This window comes from Syntrophomonas sp. UBA1041 (assembly GCF_002316705.1).
In the GTDB taxonomy this organism is placed as follows: domain Bacteria; phylum Bacillota; class Syntrophomonadia; order Syntrophomonadales; family Syntrophomonadaceae; genus DTU019.
Genome location: NZ_DCEA01000110.1, coordinates 1 through 18,311, shown reverse-complemented (window position 1 = coordinate 18,311; position 18,311 = coordinate 1). Strand labels below are relative to the sequence as shown.

The following is an 18,311-nucleotide window of genomic DNA, read 5'->3' as shown; positions in this document are numbered from 1 at the left end:
CGCTCAATCAACGTACTATTTGTACGCCTCAATCGCGGGCCTATTTCAGGCCTTGCCCTTCGCTTCCGTCGCCCGCTCTGCTGTTTTTGCTTGGACGCAAGTGGAGCCGGGTTTTGAAAAACTGCCCCGGTCTTAAAACGCTCCTGCCTGTCTCCAGACGCCACAGATTATTTGAAAAGCCACAGCGGTAGAGGTAATCTAAAAGAGATATTTTGCATAATTTAGATAATGTGCGGACAAGGGGATAAGACATGAGAAAAAAAGTTGTAAAAATAGCGCCGTGTGTATATCAGGTGGGAGGCGGAAGACTATCTGATGCCGAGGATTGTCTGGTTTATCTGGTGGAAGCACCCGGTTCATCCTGCTTGATTGATACCGGAGCAGGGGGCAGCGTAGCTCAGATCATGGATAATATGGCGTACAGCGGGTTAAACCTTGATTACATCAAAACGATTATTGTGACCCACGGGCATATCGACCATATCGGCGGGCTTGAGGCTTTCAAGGATATCCTGGGAGCGAAAGTCATTGCCCATCGCCTGGAACTGCCGGCTATAGAAGAAGGCCGGCCCGAGCTTACCGCTGCCGCCTGGTATGGGGTGAAGTATCGGGGAGTCAAGGTGGACCGGGTTATTTGCGGCGACGAAACCGTGATGATTGGGGATTTGGCCCTGCATTGCGTCCATACCCCGGGACACACCCCGGGAAGTATCGCGGTCTATGTGGATATCGATAAACAGCGCATTCTGTTCGGCCAGGATATACATGGCCCTTTTACCAAAGAGTGGGGTTCTGACAAGGTGCAGTGGAAGAAATCCATGGAAAAGCTCCTGGCTTTAAATGCGGATATTCTCTGCGAGGGGCATTTTGGCATTTATTCGCCTGCCGGCGCGGTTAGCGAATATATTCAGGGTTATTTGCACCGCTTCAGCCGCTAGATAAACTGGCCGGGCTGGATTTGTAGCATATAAATAATCGGAATTGGAATTTACCGCATCGATACGGTCTAAGGCCGCCATGCGCTGCCGTAAAGCGCGGGGCGGGGCGGAATTATGCCGTTCAGGGCCTTGCTGCTCCAGTTATCGCCACGGTTCATACCAGTAATAATCGACAGTTTTGATGCCGAATTCCCCAGCGCTGCGATCGCTGTAATAATTGCCGCGTCCCAGGAAGACATCAATCCAATAAGGGGTGGCGCCATAGCGCCCGTAATATATATCCCCGGTATCGAAGACTTTGAAGGCTGACATTTCACGGCCCTGTACAGTGATGGGTTCCTCCAGATATATCATGGTTCCATAGGGGATAATGGGTTTGCGCGGATCTACACCCGGATAAATAGGGTGAACAGCAACCCCGCCGATATAATAGCTGCCGCCGCTGGATGGCCGCACTCCCCCGTATTCTAAATAGGCGGTGGATTTTTGATCTTTAACCGAGAATTTGACGTACCAATCGGTTTCGGCCTGTCGCTCCTCCGGCACCGTCTGCGGCTTCTGCGGCACTTCCGCCGGAGGTTTTCTCCCCATCGTGAACCACAGCGTCACCAGAATTATTACCACAGATAATGCCATTGCCAAGAGCCTGGTCCAGTCTCTTTGATTATCCTGCACCTTTTACCTCACCTCCTGTTAATTAAAATTAATTTGCACCAAAACAGAGGCGAATATGAAAGCCGCAGCTTAAGGCACATATTAGCAAATCCACCGCTTATGCTATAATTAACCTTATCAACAAATGAGGAGGAATCATTGTGGCTGTAGTAAATGCCGGCATTGACGAAAAGTTATGCGATTATCTGAGCAGATCGCTTAAAGACACCCTTTACTATCAGCTCCTGGGTTTGGAACTTGTGCGACTGGGTCCAGGTTTATCTGAATTTGAAGTCGTGACCGCAGAGAAGCACTGCAATCCGCTGGGATTAGTGCATGGCGGGCTGATTATCTCGCTGGCAGACGCAGTCATGGGCAATGCGGTTCGCTCCCTGGGGATAACCGGGGTTACGGTAGACCTTTCCGCTTCAGTGATTACCTCGGTACCATTGGGCTCAAAGCTTCGGGGCACCGGCAAAGTGGTGCGGGCGGGTAAAAACATGATCTTCGCTGAAGCCGAAATTTGGTGTGATGATCGCATTGTAAGCGATGCCCGAGGCACCTTATTCAATAGAGGCCCCATCAATTACAAATAGGACAGGTCGGTCACAATGAGCAAACAGTTGATTAAACTAGATGATTATGGCCTTTTAACCTTCAGCACCACCACACAGGCCTTGAAGGCGGAAAAGGTCTTGCATAGGTCCGGGGCTGAATACCTGGTGATTCCCATCCCCCGGGAGATATCTGCCAGCTGCGGGCTGGCGGTGAAAACCCGCCTGGAAAGCCTGGCCGCCCAGCGGGAGTTGCTGCAAAACGAACAGGTCAGGGTGGAAGCAGCCTACCATATAAGACCCCAGGGCAAGGCCTGGGAAGTGATTCCTATCGAATAGTCTATGAATGGAATGCGCTGCGAGCTTAAGCACGGCCGTTGGCGCCAGGCCAACACCTCCATAATGATACCGCGGTGGCAGCGTTTTACTGAAACCGGTGGCAGGAGAGAACGCCTTTCAAAGGAGTATTCTGGCTCATGAGCTTTAACCGCGAGGCCGTGGCTGCCTATTTTCGGCCCGGCGGAGCAATGGAACAGCACATCAAACAATACCGGCGCCGTGATGAACAGGTAAAGATGGCTGAGGCGGTGGCCGATGCCTTTGCCAACCGGGAATTCCTGGTAGCCGAAGTGGGCACCGGGGTGGGGAAATCCTTCGCTTATCTGGTGCCGGCGATTCTGTGGACTCTGGAAAGCGGTGAAAAGGTGGTGGTCTCCACCCGCACCCGGGCTTTGCAAGAGCAATTGACCGAACATGACATCCCCGATCTTAAGTATATTCTGGGTTCCGGTTACTCTGTTGCAGAGGCCAAAGGCCGAGAAAATTACCTGTGCTGGAACCAGTATATGAGCATCCTGGCCGGCAAACAGAAGCTTGATGACGAGCAGGAGAGATTTATAACCGCGGTCTTGTCATGGGCGGAGAGCACTGAAAGCGGTGATCGAAAAGAACTGGGGCTGCCCGGGGAGCTTATGCGGCACTGGGGTCTGTTGGCCGCCAACCGGCGCAGTTGTGCCCGTGAACTCTGCCCTTACCGTGAAAAATGCTTCCGTTTAAAAATGTTAAAGCGCCTGGAAAAGGCTGATTTATTGATAGTCAATCATTCTCTGCTGCTTTCGGACCTTTTGGTTGATAACAGCATCCTGCCGGAATATCATTACCTGATTATTGACGAGGCCCATACCTTCGAGCGGGAATCTTTTGACAAGCTGTCGGCGGTGTTCTCACTTGAAGAGTGCCGGGATATCCTGCGGCTGTTGTACAGCAAGGAACGCAGGCACGAGCGCGGCTACCTGCAGTATCTCAAAGGCCGCTATCCCAACCTGATGGCCGCTTTAAACGAGCTTTCCACCATGGTCTACCGTTGCGGAGAGTATTTAGAAGCCTGTTTTGCCGCGATTAAAGCCGTAAAAGTCCGGGATGATCATGCCCGGGTCCTGGAACACCAGGATTTCCAAAGCCGGTGGTTTGCTGAGCTGATCGACAATTATACCGGCTGGCAGCACTTGATGAACCTCTTGATTCACCGTCTTGCCGAGCTCAAAGCGGAGCTAAACGGGATGGAGGAGGAAGTGGAGATCAATGCGGTGATTCAGTTGCTCAGGGAAGGATCGGAAAATGCCTTTATGGTCATGGAAGAGTCCCCTGACAGGCCGGATACGCTTTGCTGGGTGGAGTTTCAAGATGGTCAGCCGGTAAGACTGTCATCTTCCAGTATCCGCATCGGGGAGCTTCTGCATCAGCGATTGTTCAGCAAATTGGAGTCCCTGGTGATGGTTTCGGCAACCCTGACCATTGAGGACTCGTTCAGCTACTTCATCGAAAAGAATGGGCTTAACTGCCTGGACGACCGCGATCGGGTACAGACCTTACTGCAGTACTCCCCTTTCGAGTATGATAAGCAAGCCCTGCTTTTGTCGCTTTACGATATGCCTGATCCGACCTCGGCCGGTTTCCCCAAGGCCGTAGCCAATGCCTTGAAGGATATTCTCACCGTCACCCAGGGCCGCACCATGGTCTTGTTCACCTCGCGCAAAGAGCTGCGCCAGGCCTCCAAAGACTTGCGGGATTGGGCCGATGAACAAGGACTCTGCCTCCTGGTGCAGGGTGAGGATGGAGAATTCAAGCGCCTTATGGAGTTGTTCATCGAGGCTCCCAATACTGTATTGATGGGATTGGAGACCTTTTGGGAAGGGGTCGATCTCAAAGGGGAGGTTCTGCAAACCCTGGTTATGGTACGCTTGCCCTTCCGTTCCCCGGCCGACCCTTTCTGCAGTGCCGGCGACCGTTATTTCCGGCTGCAAAGACGCAGCAGTTTTCAGGGCTTCATGCTGCCCGATGCTGCGGTCCGCTTTAAGCAAGGCGCCGGGCGCTTGATCCGCAGTGAAAGCGACCGCGGACTATTGATCGTTCTGGACGCCCGTCTGGCCAACCGCTCTTATGGCCGGGTATTCAAAAACAGTATTCCCATCAAAAAGGTAGTCAGCCTTAAAAGAGCCGAATTGCCCGCTTTTCTGGCTGGAACCGGCACCGCTTATTTGACCCCGTCCTAAATATTTGTCACCTTTTTTAACAGACAATCATACAATACCAGAAAAGGTAGTGTTTATTTTAAGGAGGCAAAAACAAGTGCGGGTATATTACTTTAGGCTCCCGGGTTTCCTGCGCAATCTTTTGATGAAGATATGGGGTTAATGGTTGGGGATAAAATGAAGAGTCGCAATGGTTTAGAGATCGGACCTGACCGGGAAACGGCAGGTACCGCTACAGTCTGTAAAAAGACGGCCAGCGGAGCCGGGTGAGTCGGCTTTGCTGGCTGTTTTCTGGTTTTTCCATCGTAGGGATTTTCTAAGAATTGTTGCTCAGCCCGATGCCCAGGATGCCGCCCAAAGCCCCGGATGCCAAACAGAGCAAAAGGTTGTAAAGTGAACCTTTTAAACTGAGTAAGCCGGGACTGATGGCCACAGTTGCAATGAGCATAAGGATAAAGATCATCACCCCGAAATTCAACCCCCTGACCAGACCCCGGCTGGCACGAACCTTGGCAACATAGGCCGCTCCTGTAAAAACGCCTAGGGCCAGGATCAACTGGGCCATAAGCCCAAACAGCTCCTCCGACAGGTTGGTATAATACACAACCACAGCAGCAGCCGCTGCCAGGAGCAGCGATAATAGAATCGCCCGGGCCAGTCCATTCAATTCAATGCTTAAATTTTTCCACACCTCTTTCCACCTCCTTGCTGCACCTTATGAGATTTTTGCTGTGAATATTACTGCTAAGCGCAAATCCGCTGGTAATTATTTCAACTGGCCGGAATAGCCCGTAAATTCCATTTGGGGACGGCGTCCGGCCCCGGCTGTCACTCAAAAAAATCCTAATCCGGCCGTTTACCACATAAGAATTATTATTATGGGTTAAGCGGCCGGGGGAATGAAGGTGTTTGATAATGTAATATTTATGAGCGTTGCGGCGGGATTCTGCACTACCGTCGGGGCCCTGGTGCTTTTTATGAAGCGCAATTGGAGCAACCGCAGCCTGGCCGTTTTTCTTGGCCTGGCTTCGGGCGTAATGGTGGCGGTAGTGTTGCTGGATATGTTGCCATCCGCTCTGTTGAGCAGTCCTAAAGCCGCTTTGGGGGGCATTCTGCTGGGCGTCGCCGCCATCTTTTTCTGTGATCTCTGGCTGGGAAAAAAGATGAAGGGGCCGGAGACTTTGCTGGGACTTGGTTACCTGATCATGCTGGGGATAGCCATGCATGACCTGCCTGAGGGCATGGCCATCGCTATGGGCGGGGAACTTAAGGCGCGCACCGGCATGGTGATCGCCCTGGCCATTGCTATACATAATATTCCTGAGGGCATGGCTATAGCCGCCCCCTTGCTGATGGGGGGGCAGCGCCGCCTGCGCATTCTGCTGGAGACGGCTGCCATAGGCCTGATCACTCCGCTGGGGACTGGCGCCGGAAAACTGGGCATAGCTATGGTGCCGCAGTTATTGCCCTGGCTGTTAGGCTTTGCTTCGGGCATAATGCTCTATTTAGTTGTGTTTCAGCTGTGGCCGCAGGCATCGGCCCAAGGAATGCGCAGCCGGTGGATGGGCTTCTGCATCGGCGTTGTCATCATCGCTCTGGCCACCTTTATTTAGGCCTGATACCAAATGATTCCATGTGCCGATCGGCACCTATGCCATAATACTCCGTAAACTATAGTGGGTTAACATTTTTAACGGGGTGGTAAGCGGTGCAAAACGGCTGGGTAGGAAAGACACTCCATGATCTGCAGGAAGATATCGAGCGATTGAAGGAACAGCTGGTCAATTGCGGCAATTTCACAGAACGCCAGCAGTTGCGTGATAAGCTCAATAAGCTGCGTCGAGCCCGGGCCTGTTATTTGAAATGGATTTACGGGGTCTGGGACCGCTTCTAAAGGGCGCTGCAGTTAGCTCCTTGCATAAAACCACTGGCGGTTATAAACAATATAGCCAACAGAGGCGAAAGGAGCACAAGCGGTGAATTGGCTTTATTTGGGTTTGGCAGCCCTATCCGGAGCGGCTATGGCCCTGCAAGGAACATTTAACGCGGCCCTGGGCAAGGTGATCGGAATCTGGCAATCGACCCTGGTGGTGCATGTCATCGGGGTGTTGACCGTATCATTGATTATTTTGGCTTTGGGGATAGGCTGGCAGACCAGCAAACTGCAGGAGGTTCCCTGGTACGCCTATTTGGGCGGTATTATGAATGTGGTGATTATATACGCAGTGGTGCGCACCATACCGCAGATTGGGGTTGGCAATGCCACCACTGCCATTATTGTGGCTCAGATTTTAACCGCATTGATCATTGACAACATAGGGGCTTTTGGCATGAAGCAATGTGATTTCCAAATAAGAGACATCTTAGGAGTGCTCCTGCTGGCCGTAGGCGCCCGCATCCTGTTGATGGAGTAGCCCGTAATAAGATCAAAGCAGGTTTACTTCTCGAAGCAAAATGCCGCAATGCCGGTGACAAAGCCCATGAGCATCAAGATCAGGCCGGCCACCGCACTCCAGAACGGGCGGGGCAGCAAATTATAGAAGAGGTCCAGGTAATAAGCCACCAGGTCCTCTTCTTTGAGTTTTTGAAGCTCACGGCTTATCTTGAGATAAGACAGACCTCCATAGGAAAACAAAACCAATCCTACTACAGTAAACACCGTCGCCGCTTTAGCCAACATCTTCGTTTCTCCCCGCCCTACACATTAATCATCATTATAATTATAGAAAATTTACCCCCATGGAACAATAAGGAGACAGTTCCCATAACTCAAGTGATCCGCCAAATTGTTTTGACTCCTGACAGATAATTATCCCGATAAAAGTCCCCGGCCGTTGTAAACATATCCAAACCTAAAGATTACATAAAATTTACTTATCAATTGATGTTAATTAATATTCAGATTGTAAAATTAAAATGAAAGGAGGTGAAATAAGAAATGATGAGAATGGAAGCAGATTTGCACATTCATACCACTGCCAGTGGTCATGGCTACAGCACGATAAAAGAGATCGTTGAGGCGGCTGGTGAAAAAGATTTAAAAACCATAGCGATTACCGATCATGGGCTGAACATGCCCGGAGCTCCTCACTGGTATCACTTTACGAATTTGATTTCTCTCCCCCGCGTAATGCAAGGAGTTGAGGTTTTAAGGGGTGTGGAAGCCAATATTCTGGACTCTGCCGGTAACATCGATATGCCGGAGATCGTATTGTCTGATTATCTGGATATCGTTTTGGCCGGATTTCACGATGACACTGGATATAGCGGAACAACTCTGGAGGAAAACACGGTAGCGATGGTGGCCGCGATAAAGAATCCCTTTGTGCACGTGATCACCCATCCCGGAAACCCTAAATACCCCGTTGACGCAGAAACAGTGGTAAGGGCCGCCAGGGATTATAATAAAGCCTTGGAACTGAATAATAGCTCATTCATAGTTCGACCCGGAAGTTTTCCGCTGTGCACTGACTTTGCCAAGATGGCTAAAAAATATAAGGCTTTAGTAAGCATCAACAGTGACGCTCACATTTGCTACAATGTCGGCGAAAATACCAAAGCTCTTGCACTGGCCTCTAAGGAAGGCATATCCAGGAATCAGATTATAAATTCTTCTTCACGGCGTCTGTCTGAGTACCTAGACTATCACAAGCAGCAATCGAAACTGGCTTTGAAAAAGGTTCAGTAAGGTTGCTGTCCAATCCTTTTTTTCTTTTAGAAAACAATACCTCTAACCATGAGGTTTTATCATAATTACAGGGACAAGGAAAACAGTGCTTTCACCTCCCTCCGAATTTCCCTCTGAGACTGCGATAATCAAAGGTAATTCGGGAATGATAGCCATTCCACGTTCCTATGCTTCCTCAACCTGCCGTCCTCTGCTGCCTCCCGAGCTAGGGGACGGTTCTCCCTTTCTGGGGGATGTGGTAATCTGTGATAAAAGTGAAATGTATGAGGCGGATCAGTTCATTGAGTTGCCAAAGGGGCGGGAGAAACCGCCCCTTGGTGCTTGCTTCGGACAATATAGCCGCTATGCCATTTCATATTTTAGCAGGCTGCAAGGCCTTTATTCTTTTTGTGATTTTGCCACATGGTCCAAAGCGGCCCCGCGATACAGATGGTTGAGTAACAGCCGGAAATGGTGCCAAACATCATGGGCAGGGCGAATGCTCTAATAGATCCGATATCATATATCTGCGCGAAAACATACACCACGGTAATACTTACAAACACCGCAATATTTGTGTTGACTGAGCGCATCATGGATTGATTGATGCTGGTGTCGACCAGTTCCTCAGCGGAGGTTTGTTTCCGGAAGATATGCTCATTTTCCCGGATACGGTCATAAATGACAATGGTATCATTGATGGAAAAACCGATGATGGTAAGAATCGCGGCAATAAATGCGTCGTTTAAGGGGATTTTAAAGATTATAAAAACCGCGGTGACGATAAAAACGTCATGAAACAAGGCAATAATTGCCATAGCGCCTGCAGAAAGCCCGCCGATATTCCTAAACCTGAATCCCACGTATACGAGTATGAGCAGAAATGAGAGCGCGATGGCGATCAACCCATTGGTGAAAAAATGCCTTCCGATGAATGGCTCAACGGTTAACGATTCGGACAATGTCAGCTGCCTGTCGGGATATGCCTGGGTGAGCGCCGCAGTGACAGCGCGTTCTTCCTCCGAGGTTAGCGCTTCATTGCCGGCCAGACTGACGATCAGCATTTGATTATCCAGGGCCATATTGGACTGCAGCTGGCAGTTGGTGATTTTCCCAACCGACTGTTGAATGATCTTCTCCGCTTGTTCGGCATCGATTGTGGATACGTAGGCGTATTTCAGTATGGTGCCGCCTTTAAACTGAATATCAAGATGGATGCCGTTGATAAAAGCGGCAACAATCCCGAATAACACGATGCAAAGCGAAATCGCGAAAAATATATGGCGGTGTTTATAGAATCTGATCATTGTGCAGCCCTCCTTGCACCAAAATACTGCGGTAAACGCAATGCCTTAAAATTGGCCAGTGAACGTATCATAAGGCGGGATGCGGTGACACCGGCAATAAAATTCATGATGACCCCGCATAGAAGGGTATACCCGAATGACAGCATGGCGCCGGAACCGAAGATTATCAAGATGATGGCCACGATGATCACTGTGATGTTGCCGTCAAAAACGGCCGAAAAAGCCCTTTCAAAGCCGGTTTCAATCGCCCTCAAGAGGGTCTTGCCCGCGTTAAGCTCTTCTTTGATGCGTTCCGATACGATGATGTTGGCATCTACGCCCATACCAACGGACAATATCAAACCGGCGATGCCCGGCAGCGTCAAAGTAAACTGCGGTACCGACAATGCCAGCAACTGGCCGGTAACCTGTAAAATCAAGGCGATGCATGCCACCAATCCGGGCAGGCGGTAATACGCCAGCATAAACAGGCAGACCAGTATGAACGCAACCTTGCCCGCCATCACCATTACCGCAAGGGCGTTGCTGCCCAGGGTGGGGCTGATAATATTGCAGTTTTTTACCACCAGCGAGTAGGGCAGAGCGCCTGAACTGATCTTATTGGCCAGCGAGACTGCGGCCTCCAGGCTTCCCAGCCTGGTTATCTGCGCATTGCCTCCCGTAATCTGTGTCATTACAGTTGCCGTAGAAATCAAGCTTTCATCCATATAAATATTTATGTTTTGCCCAACCAGCCGGCCGGTAGCCTTGGCAAACTTTTCCGCTCCAGCGGGAGACAGATCGAGATCGACAACGGGTTCATTATCAGCGGGGCTTAACCGGGCGGCGCATTTGGCTACATCGTTGCCTTCCAGGATAATACCGCCGTCAGGATCCTTGAAGGTCAGTCTGGCCGTCTCACCCAGCTCAGCTACCGCCTGTTGCGGGTCGAAATTGGCTTCATCCGATTTCCAGGGAAAACGGACGATTACTTTGCCATTGCTCTTGTCGATGGTTACATCCCGATCGGTAATGTTTTTGGCGTCCATACGGGTTTCAATGATGGTCCTTACAGCTTGGAGCTCATTTTCAGTCGGCTTGCGTCCCAGATCCCTGGGCTCATAGGTGGCCTCCACGCCGCCGCGGATATCTATTCCGTAGCGCATCTGGCCGGCGCCTTTGATTTCTAAACCGCCAATTTTGAGGCCGAAAACAGCAATGCCAAATAAAACAGCCGTTATTAAAACGATGATAAAAAAGACCCATTTAGAATTCATCAATTTTTCCTCCAATTATGACCGATGGTGCGCATCATCGCCTGGCGGCGACGGGGCCCTGACGAACGAAATGACACGGATAGGCGCTTTTTGAGCGCAGCTATCCCTCCGGGAGATCTGCCGCTCCCGAAGCAAAGCGGTTATATCATTTCATGCCGTCTTTTTCATGGAGAAAAAGGGTTATCTGGATAGAATCGAATTGTAAACACAGGCTGCCGGCGAGCCGGGAAGAAAAGAAGAGACATATGATCTGGGCGGCGATCCACGAGGTTAGAACGCTGAACAGCAGCCATTGGGAGTGTTTCGCCGGCGAAACTAAAATCTCTGCAGAAGTAGCGGTAATGGCTAAATCATTAACATGCCATAGAACAGTTGCGCCGCTCATGGATGAGCGTTCCGCCCCTCCGTTGATGGAAGAACTGTTTAAGAGATTCCCATCAAAAGAGACGCCGATAAGAGGTGTACCATATGCAAAAATCAAGGAGCAGGCCAGCAGGCAGATCCAAATATGCTTTTTACATACTTTCTTATGCATGCAGTATGCCTCCTATCCAATGTTAGCTATAGCTATTATAACAGCTATTATAATACTTGATGTATCTGCGCGCCATGCCAATCTTTTAGAAATAACTTCCGTGTTTCACCACAAGGACTTCAGAGCAACCGACAATCCTTGAAAAGCGGGAGGCTCTACCACATCATGGTCCATTCCCGCCGCAGCCAGGGTATATAAGCCGTTTTGCAGAGCAAAACATTCCAGGGTATTTTCCTGGGGATTCACTATCCAGTAATGCTGCACCCCGGCTTCCTGATATATCTGCAATTTCTGCAGGCGGTCTTTGCGGCCGTTGGAAGGAGACAAAATTTCCACCACCAGGGTGGGAGGACCATCGATGCGGGTGTCTTTCACTATTGATTGTTGAAGGCCGGAAATATATAAAATATCCGGCTGGACTACGGATATGTCCTGAAACGTAACATCCAACGGAGCGTTAAAAACCTCTCCTTGGGGATCAGCCTCCATAAAATAGTCTTCCAGGAGCCTTTGCAAGCGGCGGGAAACCCGCTGGTGCATAACATTGGGCGAAGGTTCTTTGACCAACATGCCGTTGAGGATCTCAAAACGATAGCCCGGTTCATCGGGGATTTCCAGATAGTCCTGATAAGTAAGCTTTTTGGCGGGCCTGGTCTCATAGCGGGCTGACTGTTCATGAACCCCACCGCCATCCAGCGCTTTAACTACCTCCTCAAGCTGGTAACGATACTGCCTGCGGCCCAGTTCAACAAACGGAATCCTCTTTTCACGTGTATATCTCCAAATCGTTTCTACCGACAGGTTCAAGGCTTCAGCAAGGCTTTGGGCGGTTATCAGATCTTTGTCCGCTTTCATATGCTCACCTCCAACTCCATTGTATGTAACTTTGCAATTATTATCAACCAAAATAAACAATTATAAACTAAAACAAACCGAAAGACGTGGGTTGCGGCTCGAATAGCGCTCTTATTCGCCAAGCAATTTGCCGTACCTGATCGAACTATGGAAGCTTTTTCGGGGTGTTCCACTTAACAAAGCTGCAGATCGTTGCGTTTTATCCAACGGTAATCTCTGGCGGAGTAGATCTGGCGGAGCATGAAATCATTTTATGACAAAAACGGTCGTTCATGTCTGATTCGCAGCAGTTCATGATATTGTGGCAGGAAATAGCAATAAAATGTCGTAATGGATAGTATTGGCAATATTGGTGGGGGATAGACAATGAATTCATTTCAAAAGGCAGAAAAAATGAGGGGGTAGGTCATGAAACGAGTTTTACAGCCACGCTTCTTGCTGATCGCACTTCTATTATGCGCCATTTTCTTCGCGTATCCTGACAGCGCTTTAACAAAAGCTGAAGAATTGAGTAGTTCTGCAAATGACGCCATTACCGTTGAAATTGTGGACGACAATGATTCGCCCGAAAACCCTCCAGACAACACCCCAGAAAACACGCCACCATTAAACAACGATCAAGAACCGGAATTGAATCTGAACATCACTGAAAATCCTGTAAAAAAGCCAACTTCGCCGGAGGAATATCGTGAACGCCGCTCCCAACTAATCGAGCGGAGAAAAGAGCGTGCAAATCAAAATATTGATGCGGCCTTTTCAGCAACAGAATCCACCGAAGAAGTAATCGAGATATGGACTGCGGAGGATTTGTACAACGTTCGCTATAATTTGAGCGGCCATTATATCCAAATGGCCGATATTGATTTAAGCGAATATGAAAACTGGGAACCTATTTGCACGGAACCCAACCCATTTACTGGTAGTTATGATTTTCATGGGTATATTGTGGCTAACTTAACTATTAATAGACCCGACACCGATCATGTCGGATTGTTCGGTTATACGTCAGGGGATTCAGAAAGGGTTAGACTAGATAATGCTCGCTTAGTTGATGTGGATATTGTTGGAGGATATTTCGTAGGGGCTTTGGTTGGTGAAGGTTACTATACCACAATCGATATGAGTTTTTCTAGTGGTAAAATTGTTGGTGAAGGTGCTATTGGTGGGTTGGTAGGTTATGTATGGGACGCAGAGTGCGAAGAGGCTGGCGTGACAAATTCATATTCTACCTGTAGTGTTACTGCCACAAATGACAATGACGGAACGGGAGGGCTCATAGGACTCAACGGCTTAAATGTAGTCAATTGCTATGCCATTGGAGCTGTAAATGGTAGTGATTATTGTGGCGGATTGATTGGTACTGATGCTTTCGGTATACAACCAGGTTCATATTATAATTCACAGACATCGGGACAATTTGATGCCGACAAGGGTACACCTAAAACTACCTTGGAAATGGGTATGCAGGAAACTTACATCGATTGGGACTTTGAAAACATATGGGGAATCGACCCGAACGAAAATGACGGCTACCCTTATCTGAGAGCCGGAGGCAAAGTCATTTCCAAAGACCTCTTGGGCCTGCGCCCCTTCTGTGGCTATAACGGCTTGGTCAACCTCTCCACCGGCAACTTCATCCAGCAGAACACCGATATCGCCATCCCCCTGCCCGGACCCGGCTTGCGGTTCACCCGCTTCTACAACAGCCAGGATGACTATACCGGCCCATTAGGAAAGGGCTGGACGCATAATTACAATGTCCATCTCGCCGTCAACCCTGACGGCAGTATTGCCGTGTCTTATGCCGACGGCCATGTTTATGTATTCACCCTTGACGGCAGCGATTACAGCCCTCCTCCCGGCTGCTACGAAGAACTGGCTTTAGGCCCTGATGACGGCTATACCCTGACCTTCAAGGATCACAGCGCATATATTTTCAATGCCTCCGGACAACTGGAAAGCATCACCGATCAGAACGGCAACAGCCTGGAATTCACCTACAGCAGCGACCTGCTCACCACCGTAAACGATCCGGGCAGCGGGCAGACCTTGAGCCTTGATTACGATAGCGAAAACCATTTGACCGAGATCACCGACCTCATGAGCCGCAGCGTAGCATACGGCTATACAGATGGCAATCTGACCACGGTACAGGACTTAAACGGAGGATTGACCCAGTACGGGTACGATGCCCACGGCCTGACCACCATCACCCTTCCGGAAGGAAATACGGTCTTAACCAACAGCTATGACGACAGCTCCCGGGTGCTTGAGCAGAGCGACGCCCTAACAAACAGCTGGCAATATGCATACAGTGATTCCCAAACAACCATTACCGGACCAGAGAACGATGTCACCGGCTATGGTTACGACGATCACTTCTGCGGCATCAGTGTAACCGATCCGCAAGGGGCCGAAACCGTCTACGGCTATGATCAAAACTACAACTGCACCAGCATCATCGACGCTTATGAAAATGAACAAACCTTTGCCTATGATGACCGCGGCAACCTGACCTCGGCCACCAACGTTTTTGGCACCACCGAATATGAATATGATTCTAACGACAACCTTATCACCATCACCGACCCGGAAGAAAAGGAAACCAGTTTCACTTTTGACAGCAACCACAATCTGACCAGCATCACCGATCCCGATGATGCCGTCACCAGCTTCACCTATTATGCCGACGGTCAGATCCACACCCGGACCAATCCTGAAACCGATGCCGGCACCGGTACTGTTACCTATACCTATGACGACGGATTCCCGGATACCATCACTGATCCTCTGGGAAACACCACCACCCTCAGCTATGATCTGGCCGGGCGATTGCTCAGCATCACCAACGACCTGGGCAAAACCACCGCCTACAGCTATGATGACGCCGGCAATCTGCTGAGCGTAACCGACCCCCTGCAGAATTCCATCAACCTCGAGTATAACGGCAACAACCAGATCATCGCCTTCACCGACGCCAATCAAAATGTGACCACCTACGGTTATGACGATAACAACAACCTGATTAACGTAACCGATGCCTTGAATCAAACCACCGCCTACGCCTATGACAGCAATAACCGCCTGGCGTCGGTCACCGATGCCAGGAACAACACCACCACTTACGGCTACGACTCAAACGGCAGGCTTACCGCCATAACCGATGCCTTGGGCCACACCATCAGCTATGACTACGATGACGTCGGCAACATCACCCAGATCACCAATGCCCTCCAAAATCCGGTCTACAGCTATGAATACGACCCGGTCACCTATCTTATGGAAAGCGTCAAAGACGCTCTTAACAACACCAACACCCTGCAGTACGACACTATGGGCCGGCTGACCCAACATACCAATCCGCTGCAGCACAGCAGCCAGTTTGACTACGACAATGTAAACCGCCACAACCAGACCACTGACGCCATCCAAGGCGTAGCCAGCCAGGGCTTCGACGCCCTGGGCGCTCGCATAAACCTTACCGACAGCAACAACAATGAACGCGATTACAGCTTCGACCTTCTGGGACGGCTCACTTCCCGCAGCACCGCTACCGGTACCGTAGAATATGCCTACAATGAAATCGGCCAGTTGTCGACCTTTACCAATGGCCGCGATCAGAACCGCACCTGGCAGTATGACGACGCCGGACGCCCCATATCCATGACCGACCCCGACGGAACCATCACCTATACTTACGATGGCAACGGCAACCTGTTGACTGTGACCGATACCCAGGGAACCATCACCCGCCAGTATGACGCTTTAAATCGCGTCACTAGCTACACCGATGCCGGCAACCATGCCATCGGCTATCAATATGACGAAGTCGGCAACCTGAGCAAATTGACCTATCCCGACACCAAACAAGTGGAATATACCTACGATGCAGTCAACCGCCTCACCCAGGTGAAGGACTGGGCCAACCGCATCACCACCTATGTTTACGATGCCAACAACCGCTTAATCGAAACCAACCGCCCCGACGGCTCCAAAGAAACCCGCGCCTACAACGAGGCCGGTCAGTTGACACAGTTGAAGGATCAAAAACAAAACGGATCAATCCTGTATCAATACGACTATGTTTATGATGCCGCCGGCAATCTGACCGATGAAAACGGCACCCTGCCTGAGCCCGCCAATGCGCCGGACGATTCCAACGTCACCTGCACCACTGACAACCGCATGGCCACTTATAACGGGCAAACCGTAAGCTATGATGCCGACGGCAATCTGAGCGGCGGTCCCTTGAACGGGCAGATGACTCAGTATACTTTCAACTCCCGAAACCAGCTAACCGCCGTGGGAACCACAACCTACAGCTACGATGCCGAAGGCCACCGCATCGCAGTCAATATTTCCGGTACAGAATACGATGATGTTATCAACCCCCAGGCGGCCTTGAGCCAGGTTCTGGTCAGAACGACTGCAGACAATGCCACCTACTACGTCTACGGCCTGGGTCTGATCGGCGAGCAGAGCCAATCCGGCTACCGGGTTTACCATCCCGATTTCAGGGGCAGCACGGTGATGCTCACTGATGCCGGGGGCTCAGTTACCGACCGCTGCATGTACGACGCCTACGGCAATCTGATGAACCACAGCGGCAGCAGCGACATTCCCTTCCTGTACAACGGCCAGTACGGCATCATGACCGACGGCAACGGTCTGACCTATATGCGCGCCCGCTATTACAACCCGGAAGTGAGGCGCTTCGTATCCCAGGATAGCATTGAAGGAGATATCGGGAATCCACTGAGTCTGAATCTGTTCTCATATGTGGAGAATAACCCGGTCAGTTATGTGGATCCCACGGGGCATATTAGTGTAGAACGTAGTGTGTACTTATATAATATGAGGTTCTTTGATAACGATTTAGGCAATAGGGATTGGGCAAGGAATGAAATTGAAAAACTAAATCCGTTTGAACAAGCACAAATGGCTTGGATCATAAAATATATAAGAGCAAAAGAAAACTATGTAAATAGTGTCATAGAGTATTCAGGCCCTTATGATGCACAAGCTGCTGCGGATGCCTTTGATGTTAGTATGGGTTATCTAGGCGGAGAGGCAGTCGTTGGGGGTTTTGTAATTACTAAGAGCGCGGGGAAGAGTGTTGATCCAAATAAGCTTAACCATATATTTGGAAAATCTGAGCATAATCTTGGAGGCTTATTGAAAAAATATAGCGGCGACCAGACCAAAGCTTTTAATGCTTTGGAGAGTGCTACGCAAAAATATGTAAACAAAAACAATATTACAGGTAATTTTAAAGATATTGTCGTTAATGTTAAAGGTGTAAATGTCACTGTAAGAGGAACTGTAATAGATGGGCAGGTCAAAATTGGTACTGCCTTTATTCCTTGATGAAAGGGGATGCTGATTTATGACATATGAGAATCTTGAGAGGAAATTAATGGAGATGTTATTAGCTGGTAATGATGATGTACTAATCCGACTTAGAGAGCAGTATAAATCATCCAAAGTCATATCAAGGGAGCATTCTGAGGTTGGCTTTTTTACTACATTTTTACAACAAGATAGAAATGATTTGTGCATAGATGGAAAGTCATTTCAAATTGGTGATGTTGACGGAAGTGTAAATGGAATTGATGGAGCAGTTGGATTTGTACTCTACATTAAAAATGGTTTCATTTCCATGCTGGAGGGATATACAAATGCAATTGATAAATGGCCTGAGGTTGATGATGAAATAGTGCTAACGTATGATTCAGGAAATGAAAGAGATGTTGAACGACTCAAGAGAAAATGGGCATAAGAACCGAGCTTGACCCGGAGATACGCGGGGCGCACGCGGGGACGTTTTATCTGTGTCATGCGGATGCCTTTGATGTTAGTATGGCTTATCTAGGTGGAGAGGCAGTCGGTGGGGTTTTTGTAATTACTAAGGGCGCGGGGAAAACAACAAGAGAAGCTTTGTTAGAATCTGTTTCAAATCAAAAGCTAAAAAATGCGATAGACCAGATTTATCGTCCAGGAGCAACAATTGGGGA

General features: G+C 49.5%; 18 protein-coding genes. 11 read left to right on the top strand and 7 right to left on the bottom strand.

Annotated elements, in window-relative coordinates; genetic code table 11:
• Positions 1-251: 251 nt before the first annotated feature.
• Positions 252-938, top strand: coding sequence for an MBL fold metallo-hydrolase (locus tag B2633_RS16505; RefSeq protein ID WP_483171783.1), 687 nt, complete (start codon positions 252-254; stop codon positions 936-938).
• A gap of 141 nt (positions 939-1,079) precedes the next feature.
• On the opposite strand, the gene B2633_RS16500 is transcribed toward B2633_RS16505, so the two are convergent.
• On the bottom strand, positions 1,080-1,613 hold the full coding sequence (locus B2633_RS16500; protein ID WP_483171782.1) for a hypothetical protein: 534 nt from the start codon (positions 1,611-1,613) through the stop codon (positions 1,080-1,082).
• 140 nt (positions 1,614-1,753) lie between these two features.
• Here B2633_RS16500 and B2633_RS16495 point away from each other — a divergent pair, with 140 nt between their 5' ends.
• From B2633_RS16495 to B2633_RS16485, 3 genes are all read left to right on the top strand, one after another.
• Entirely contained in the window at positions 1,754-2,188 is a 435-nt protein-coding gene (locus B2633_RS16495; protein ID WP_483171781.1) for a PaaI family thioesterase, read from the top strand.
• Positions 2,189-2,203: 15 nt separating this feature from the next.
• Positions 2,204-2,485: a putative Se/S carrier protein gene (locus B2633_RS16490; protein WP_483171780.1), complete on the top strand. Its 282-nt coding sequence runs from the start codon at positions 2,204-2,206 to the stop codon at positions 2,483-2,485.
• A 137-nt stretch (positions 2,486-2,622) separates the two neighbouring features.
• Positions 2,623-4,698: an ATP-dependent DNA helicase gene (locus tag B2633_RS16485; protein ID WP_483171779.1), complete on the top strand. Its 2,076-nt coding sequence runs from the start codon at positions 2,623-2,625 to the stop codon at positions 4,696-4,698.
• Between the two features lie 295 nt (positions 4,699-4,993).
• Here B2633_RS16485 and B2633_RS16480 read toward each other — a convergent pair whose 3' ends face one another.
• Positions 4,994-5,368 carry a TIGR04086 family membrane protein gene (locus tag B2633_RS16480; RefSeq protein WP_483171778.1) on the bottom strand — a complete coding sequence of 125 codons (375 nt, stop codon included), beginning with the start codon at positions 5,366-5,368 and terminating at the stop codon, positions 4,994-4,996.
• A gap of 214 nt (positions 5,369-5,582) precedes the next feature.
• Here B2633_RS16480 and B2633_RS16475 point away from each other — a divergent pair, with 214 nt between their 5' ends.
• From B2633_RS16475 to B2633_RS16465, 3 genes are all read left to right on the top strand, one after another.
• Positions 5,583-6,290 carry a ZIP family metal transporter gene (locus B2633_RS16475; RefSeq protein ID WP_483171777.1) on the top strand — a complete coding sequence of 236 codons (708 nt, stop codon included), beginning with the start codon at positions 5,583-5,585 and terminating at the stop codon, positions 6,288-6,290.
• A gap of 95 nt (positions 6,291-6,385) precedes the next feature.
• Positions 6,386-6,571: a hypothetical protein gene (locus B2633_RS16470; protein WP_483171776.1), complete on the top strand. Its 186-nt coding sequence runs from the start codon at positions 6,386-6,388 to the stop codon at positions 6,569-6,571.
• A gap of 82 nt (positions 6,572-6,653) precedes the next feature.
• Positions 6,654-7,091 carry a DMT family transporter gene (locus tag B2633_RS16465; RefSeq protein ID WP_481039575.1) on the top strand — a complete coding sequence of 146 codons (438 nt, stop codon included), beginning with the start codon at positions 6,654-6,656 and terminating at the stop codon, positions 7,089-7,091.
• A 23-nt stretch (positions 7,092-7,114) separates the two neighbouring features.
• On the opposite strand, the gene B2633_RS16460 is transcribed toward B2633_RS16465, so the two are convergent.
• On the bottom strand, positions 7,115-7,357 hold the full coding sequence (locus tag B2633_RS16460) for a hypothetical protein (protein WP_483171775.1): 243 nt from the start codon (positions 7,355-7,357) through the stop codon (positions 7,115-7,117).
• Positions 7,358-7,615: 258 nt separating this feature from the next.
• On the opposite strand from B2633_RS16460, the gene B2633_RS16455 reads away from it, so the two are divergent.
• Entirely contained in the window at positions 7,616-8,365 is a 750-nt protein-coding gene (locus B2633_RS16455; RefSeq protein ID WP_483171774.1) for a phosphatase, read from the top strand.
• Between the two features lie 359 nt (positions 8,366-8,724).
• Here B2633_RS16455 and secF read toward each other — a convergent pair whose 3' ends face one another.
• The 4 genes from secF to B2633_RS16435 form a co-directional block, all read right to left on the bottom strand.
• Positions 8,725-9,651: a protein translocase subunit SecF gene (secF, locus tag B2633_RS16450; RefSeq protein WP_483171773.1), complete on the bottom strand. Its 927-nt coding sequence runs from the start codon at positions 9,649-9,651 to the stop codon at positions 8,725-8,727.
• Positions 9,648-10,907 carry a protein translocase subunit SecD gene (secD, locus tag B2633_RS16445; RefSeq protein WP_483171772.1) on the bottom strand — a complete coding sequence of 420 codons (1,260 nt, stop codon included), beginning with the start codon at positions 10,905-10,907 and terminating at the stop codon, positions 9,648-9,650. The genes secF and secD overlap by 4 nt, the downstream gene beginning before the upstream one ends.
• Positions 10,908-11,052: 145 nt before the next feature.
• Complete coding sequence (locus B2633_RS16440; RefSeq protein ID WP_483171771.1) at positions 11,053-11,442, bottom strand: hypothetical protein; 390 nt, start codon at positions 11,440-11,442, stop codon at positions 11,053-11,055.
• A gap of 105 nt (positions 11,443-11,547) precedes the next feature.
• A complete protein-coding gene (locus B2633_RS16435; protein WP_483171770.1) occupies positions 11,548-12,297 on the bottom strand; it encodes a Uma2 family endonuclease in 750 nt (249 codons plus the stop codon).
• Positions 12,298-12,705: 408 nt separating this feature from the next.
• On the opposite strand from B2633_RS16435, the gene B2633_RS16430 reads away from it, so the two are divergent.
• The 3 genes from B2633_RS16430 to B2633_RS16420 form a co-directional block, all read left to right on the top strand.
• Positions 12,706-17,664, top strand: coding sequence for a DUF6531 domain-containing protein (locus tag B2633_RS16430; RefSeq protein ID WP_483171769.1), 4,959 nt, complete (start codon positions 12,706-12,708; stop codon positions 17,662-17,664).
• A gap of 19 nt (positions 17,665-17,683) precedes the next feature.
• Positions 17,684-18,076 (top strand): hypothetical protein, encoded by a 393-nt coding sequence (locus B2633_RS16425; RefSeq protein ID WP_483171768.1) that lies wholly within the window; start codon positions 17,684-17,686, stop codon positions 18,074-18,076.
• On the top strand, positions 18,067-18,311 hold a 245-nt coding region (locus B2633_RS16420), incomplete at its 3' end, for a hypothetical protein (protein ID WP_483171767.1). The genes B2633_RS16425 and B2633_RS16420, both read left to right, overlap by 10 nt.

Coding starts and splice junctions, on each gene's coding strand:
- B2633_RS16505 (WP_483171783.1), top strand. CDS start 252: ATGAGAAAAAAAGTTGTAAAAATAGCGCCGTGTGTATATCAGGTGGGA.
- B2633_RS16490 (WP_483171780.1), top strand. CDS start 2,204: ATGAGCAAACAGTTGATTAAACTAGATGATTATGGCCTTTTAACCTTC.
- B2633_RS16485 (WP_483171779.1), top strand. CDS start 2,623: ATGAGCTTTAACCGCGAGGCCGTGGCTGCCTATTTTCGGCCCGGCGGA.
- B2633_RS16460 (WP_483171775.1), bottom strand. CDS start 7,357: ATGTTGGCTAAAGCGGCGACGGTGTTTACTGTAGTAGGATTGGTTTTG.
- B2633_RS16455 (WP_483171774.1), top strand. CDS start 7,616: ATGATGAGAATGGAAGCAGATTTGCACATTCATACCACTGCCAGTGGT.
- secF (WP_483171773.1), bottom strand. CDS start 9,651: ATGATCAGATTCTATAAACACCGCCATATATTTTTCGCGATTTCGCTT.
- secD (WP_483171772.1), bottom strand. CDS start 10,907: ATGAATTCTAAATGGGTCTTTTTTATCATCGTTTTAATAACGGCTGTT.
- B2633_RS16440 (WP_483171771.1), bottom strand. CDS start 11,442: ATGCATAAGAAAGTATGTAAAAAGCATATTTGGATCTGCCTGCTGGCC.
- B2633_RS16435 (WP_483171770.1), bottom strand. CDS start 12,297: ATGAAAGCGGACAAAGATCTGATAACCGCCCAAAGCCTTGCTGAAGCC.
- B2633_RS16430 (WP_483171769.1), top strand. CDS start 12,706: ATGAAACGAGTTTTACAGCCACGCTTCTTGCTGATCGCACTTCTATTA.
- B2633_RS16425 (WP_483171768.1), top strand. CDS start 17,684: ATGACATATGAGAATCTTGAGAGGAAATTAATGGAGATGTTATTAGCT.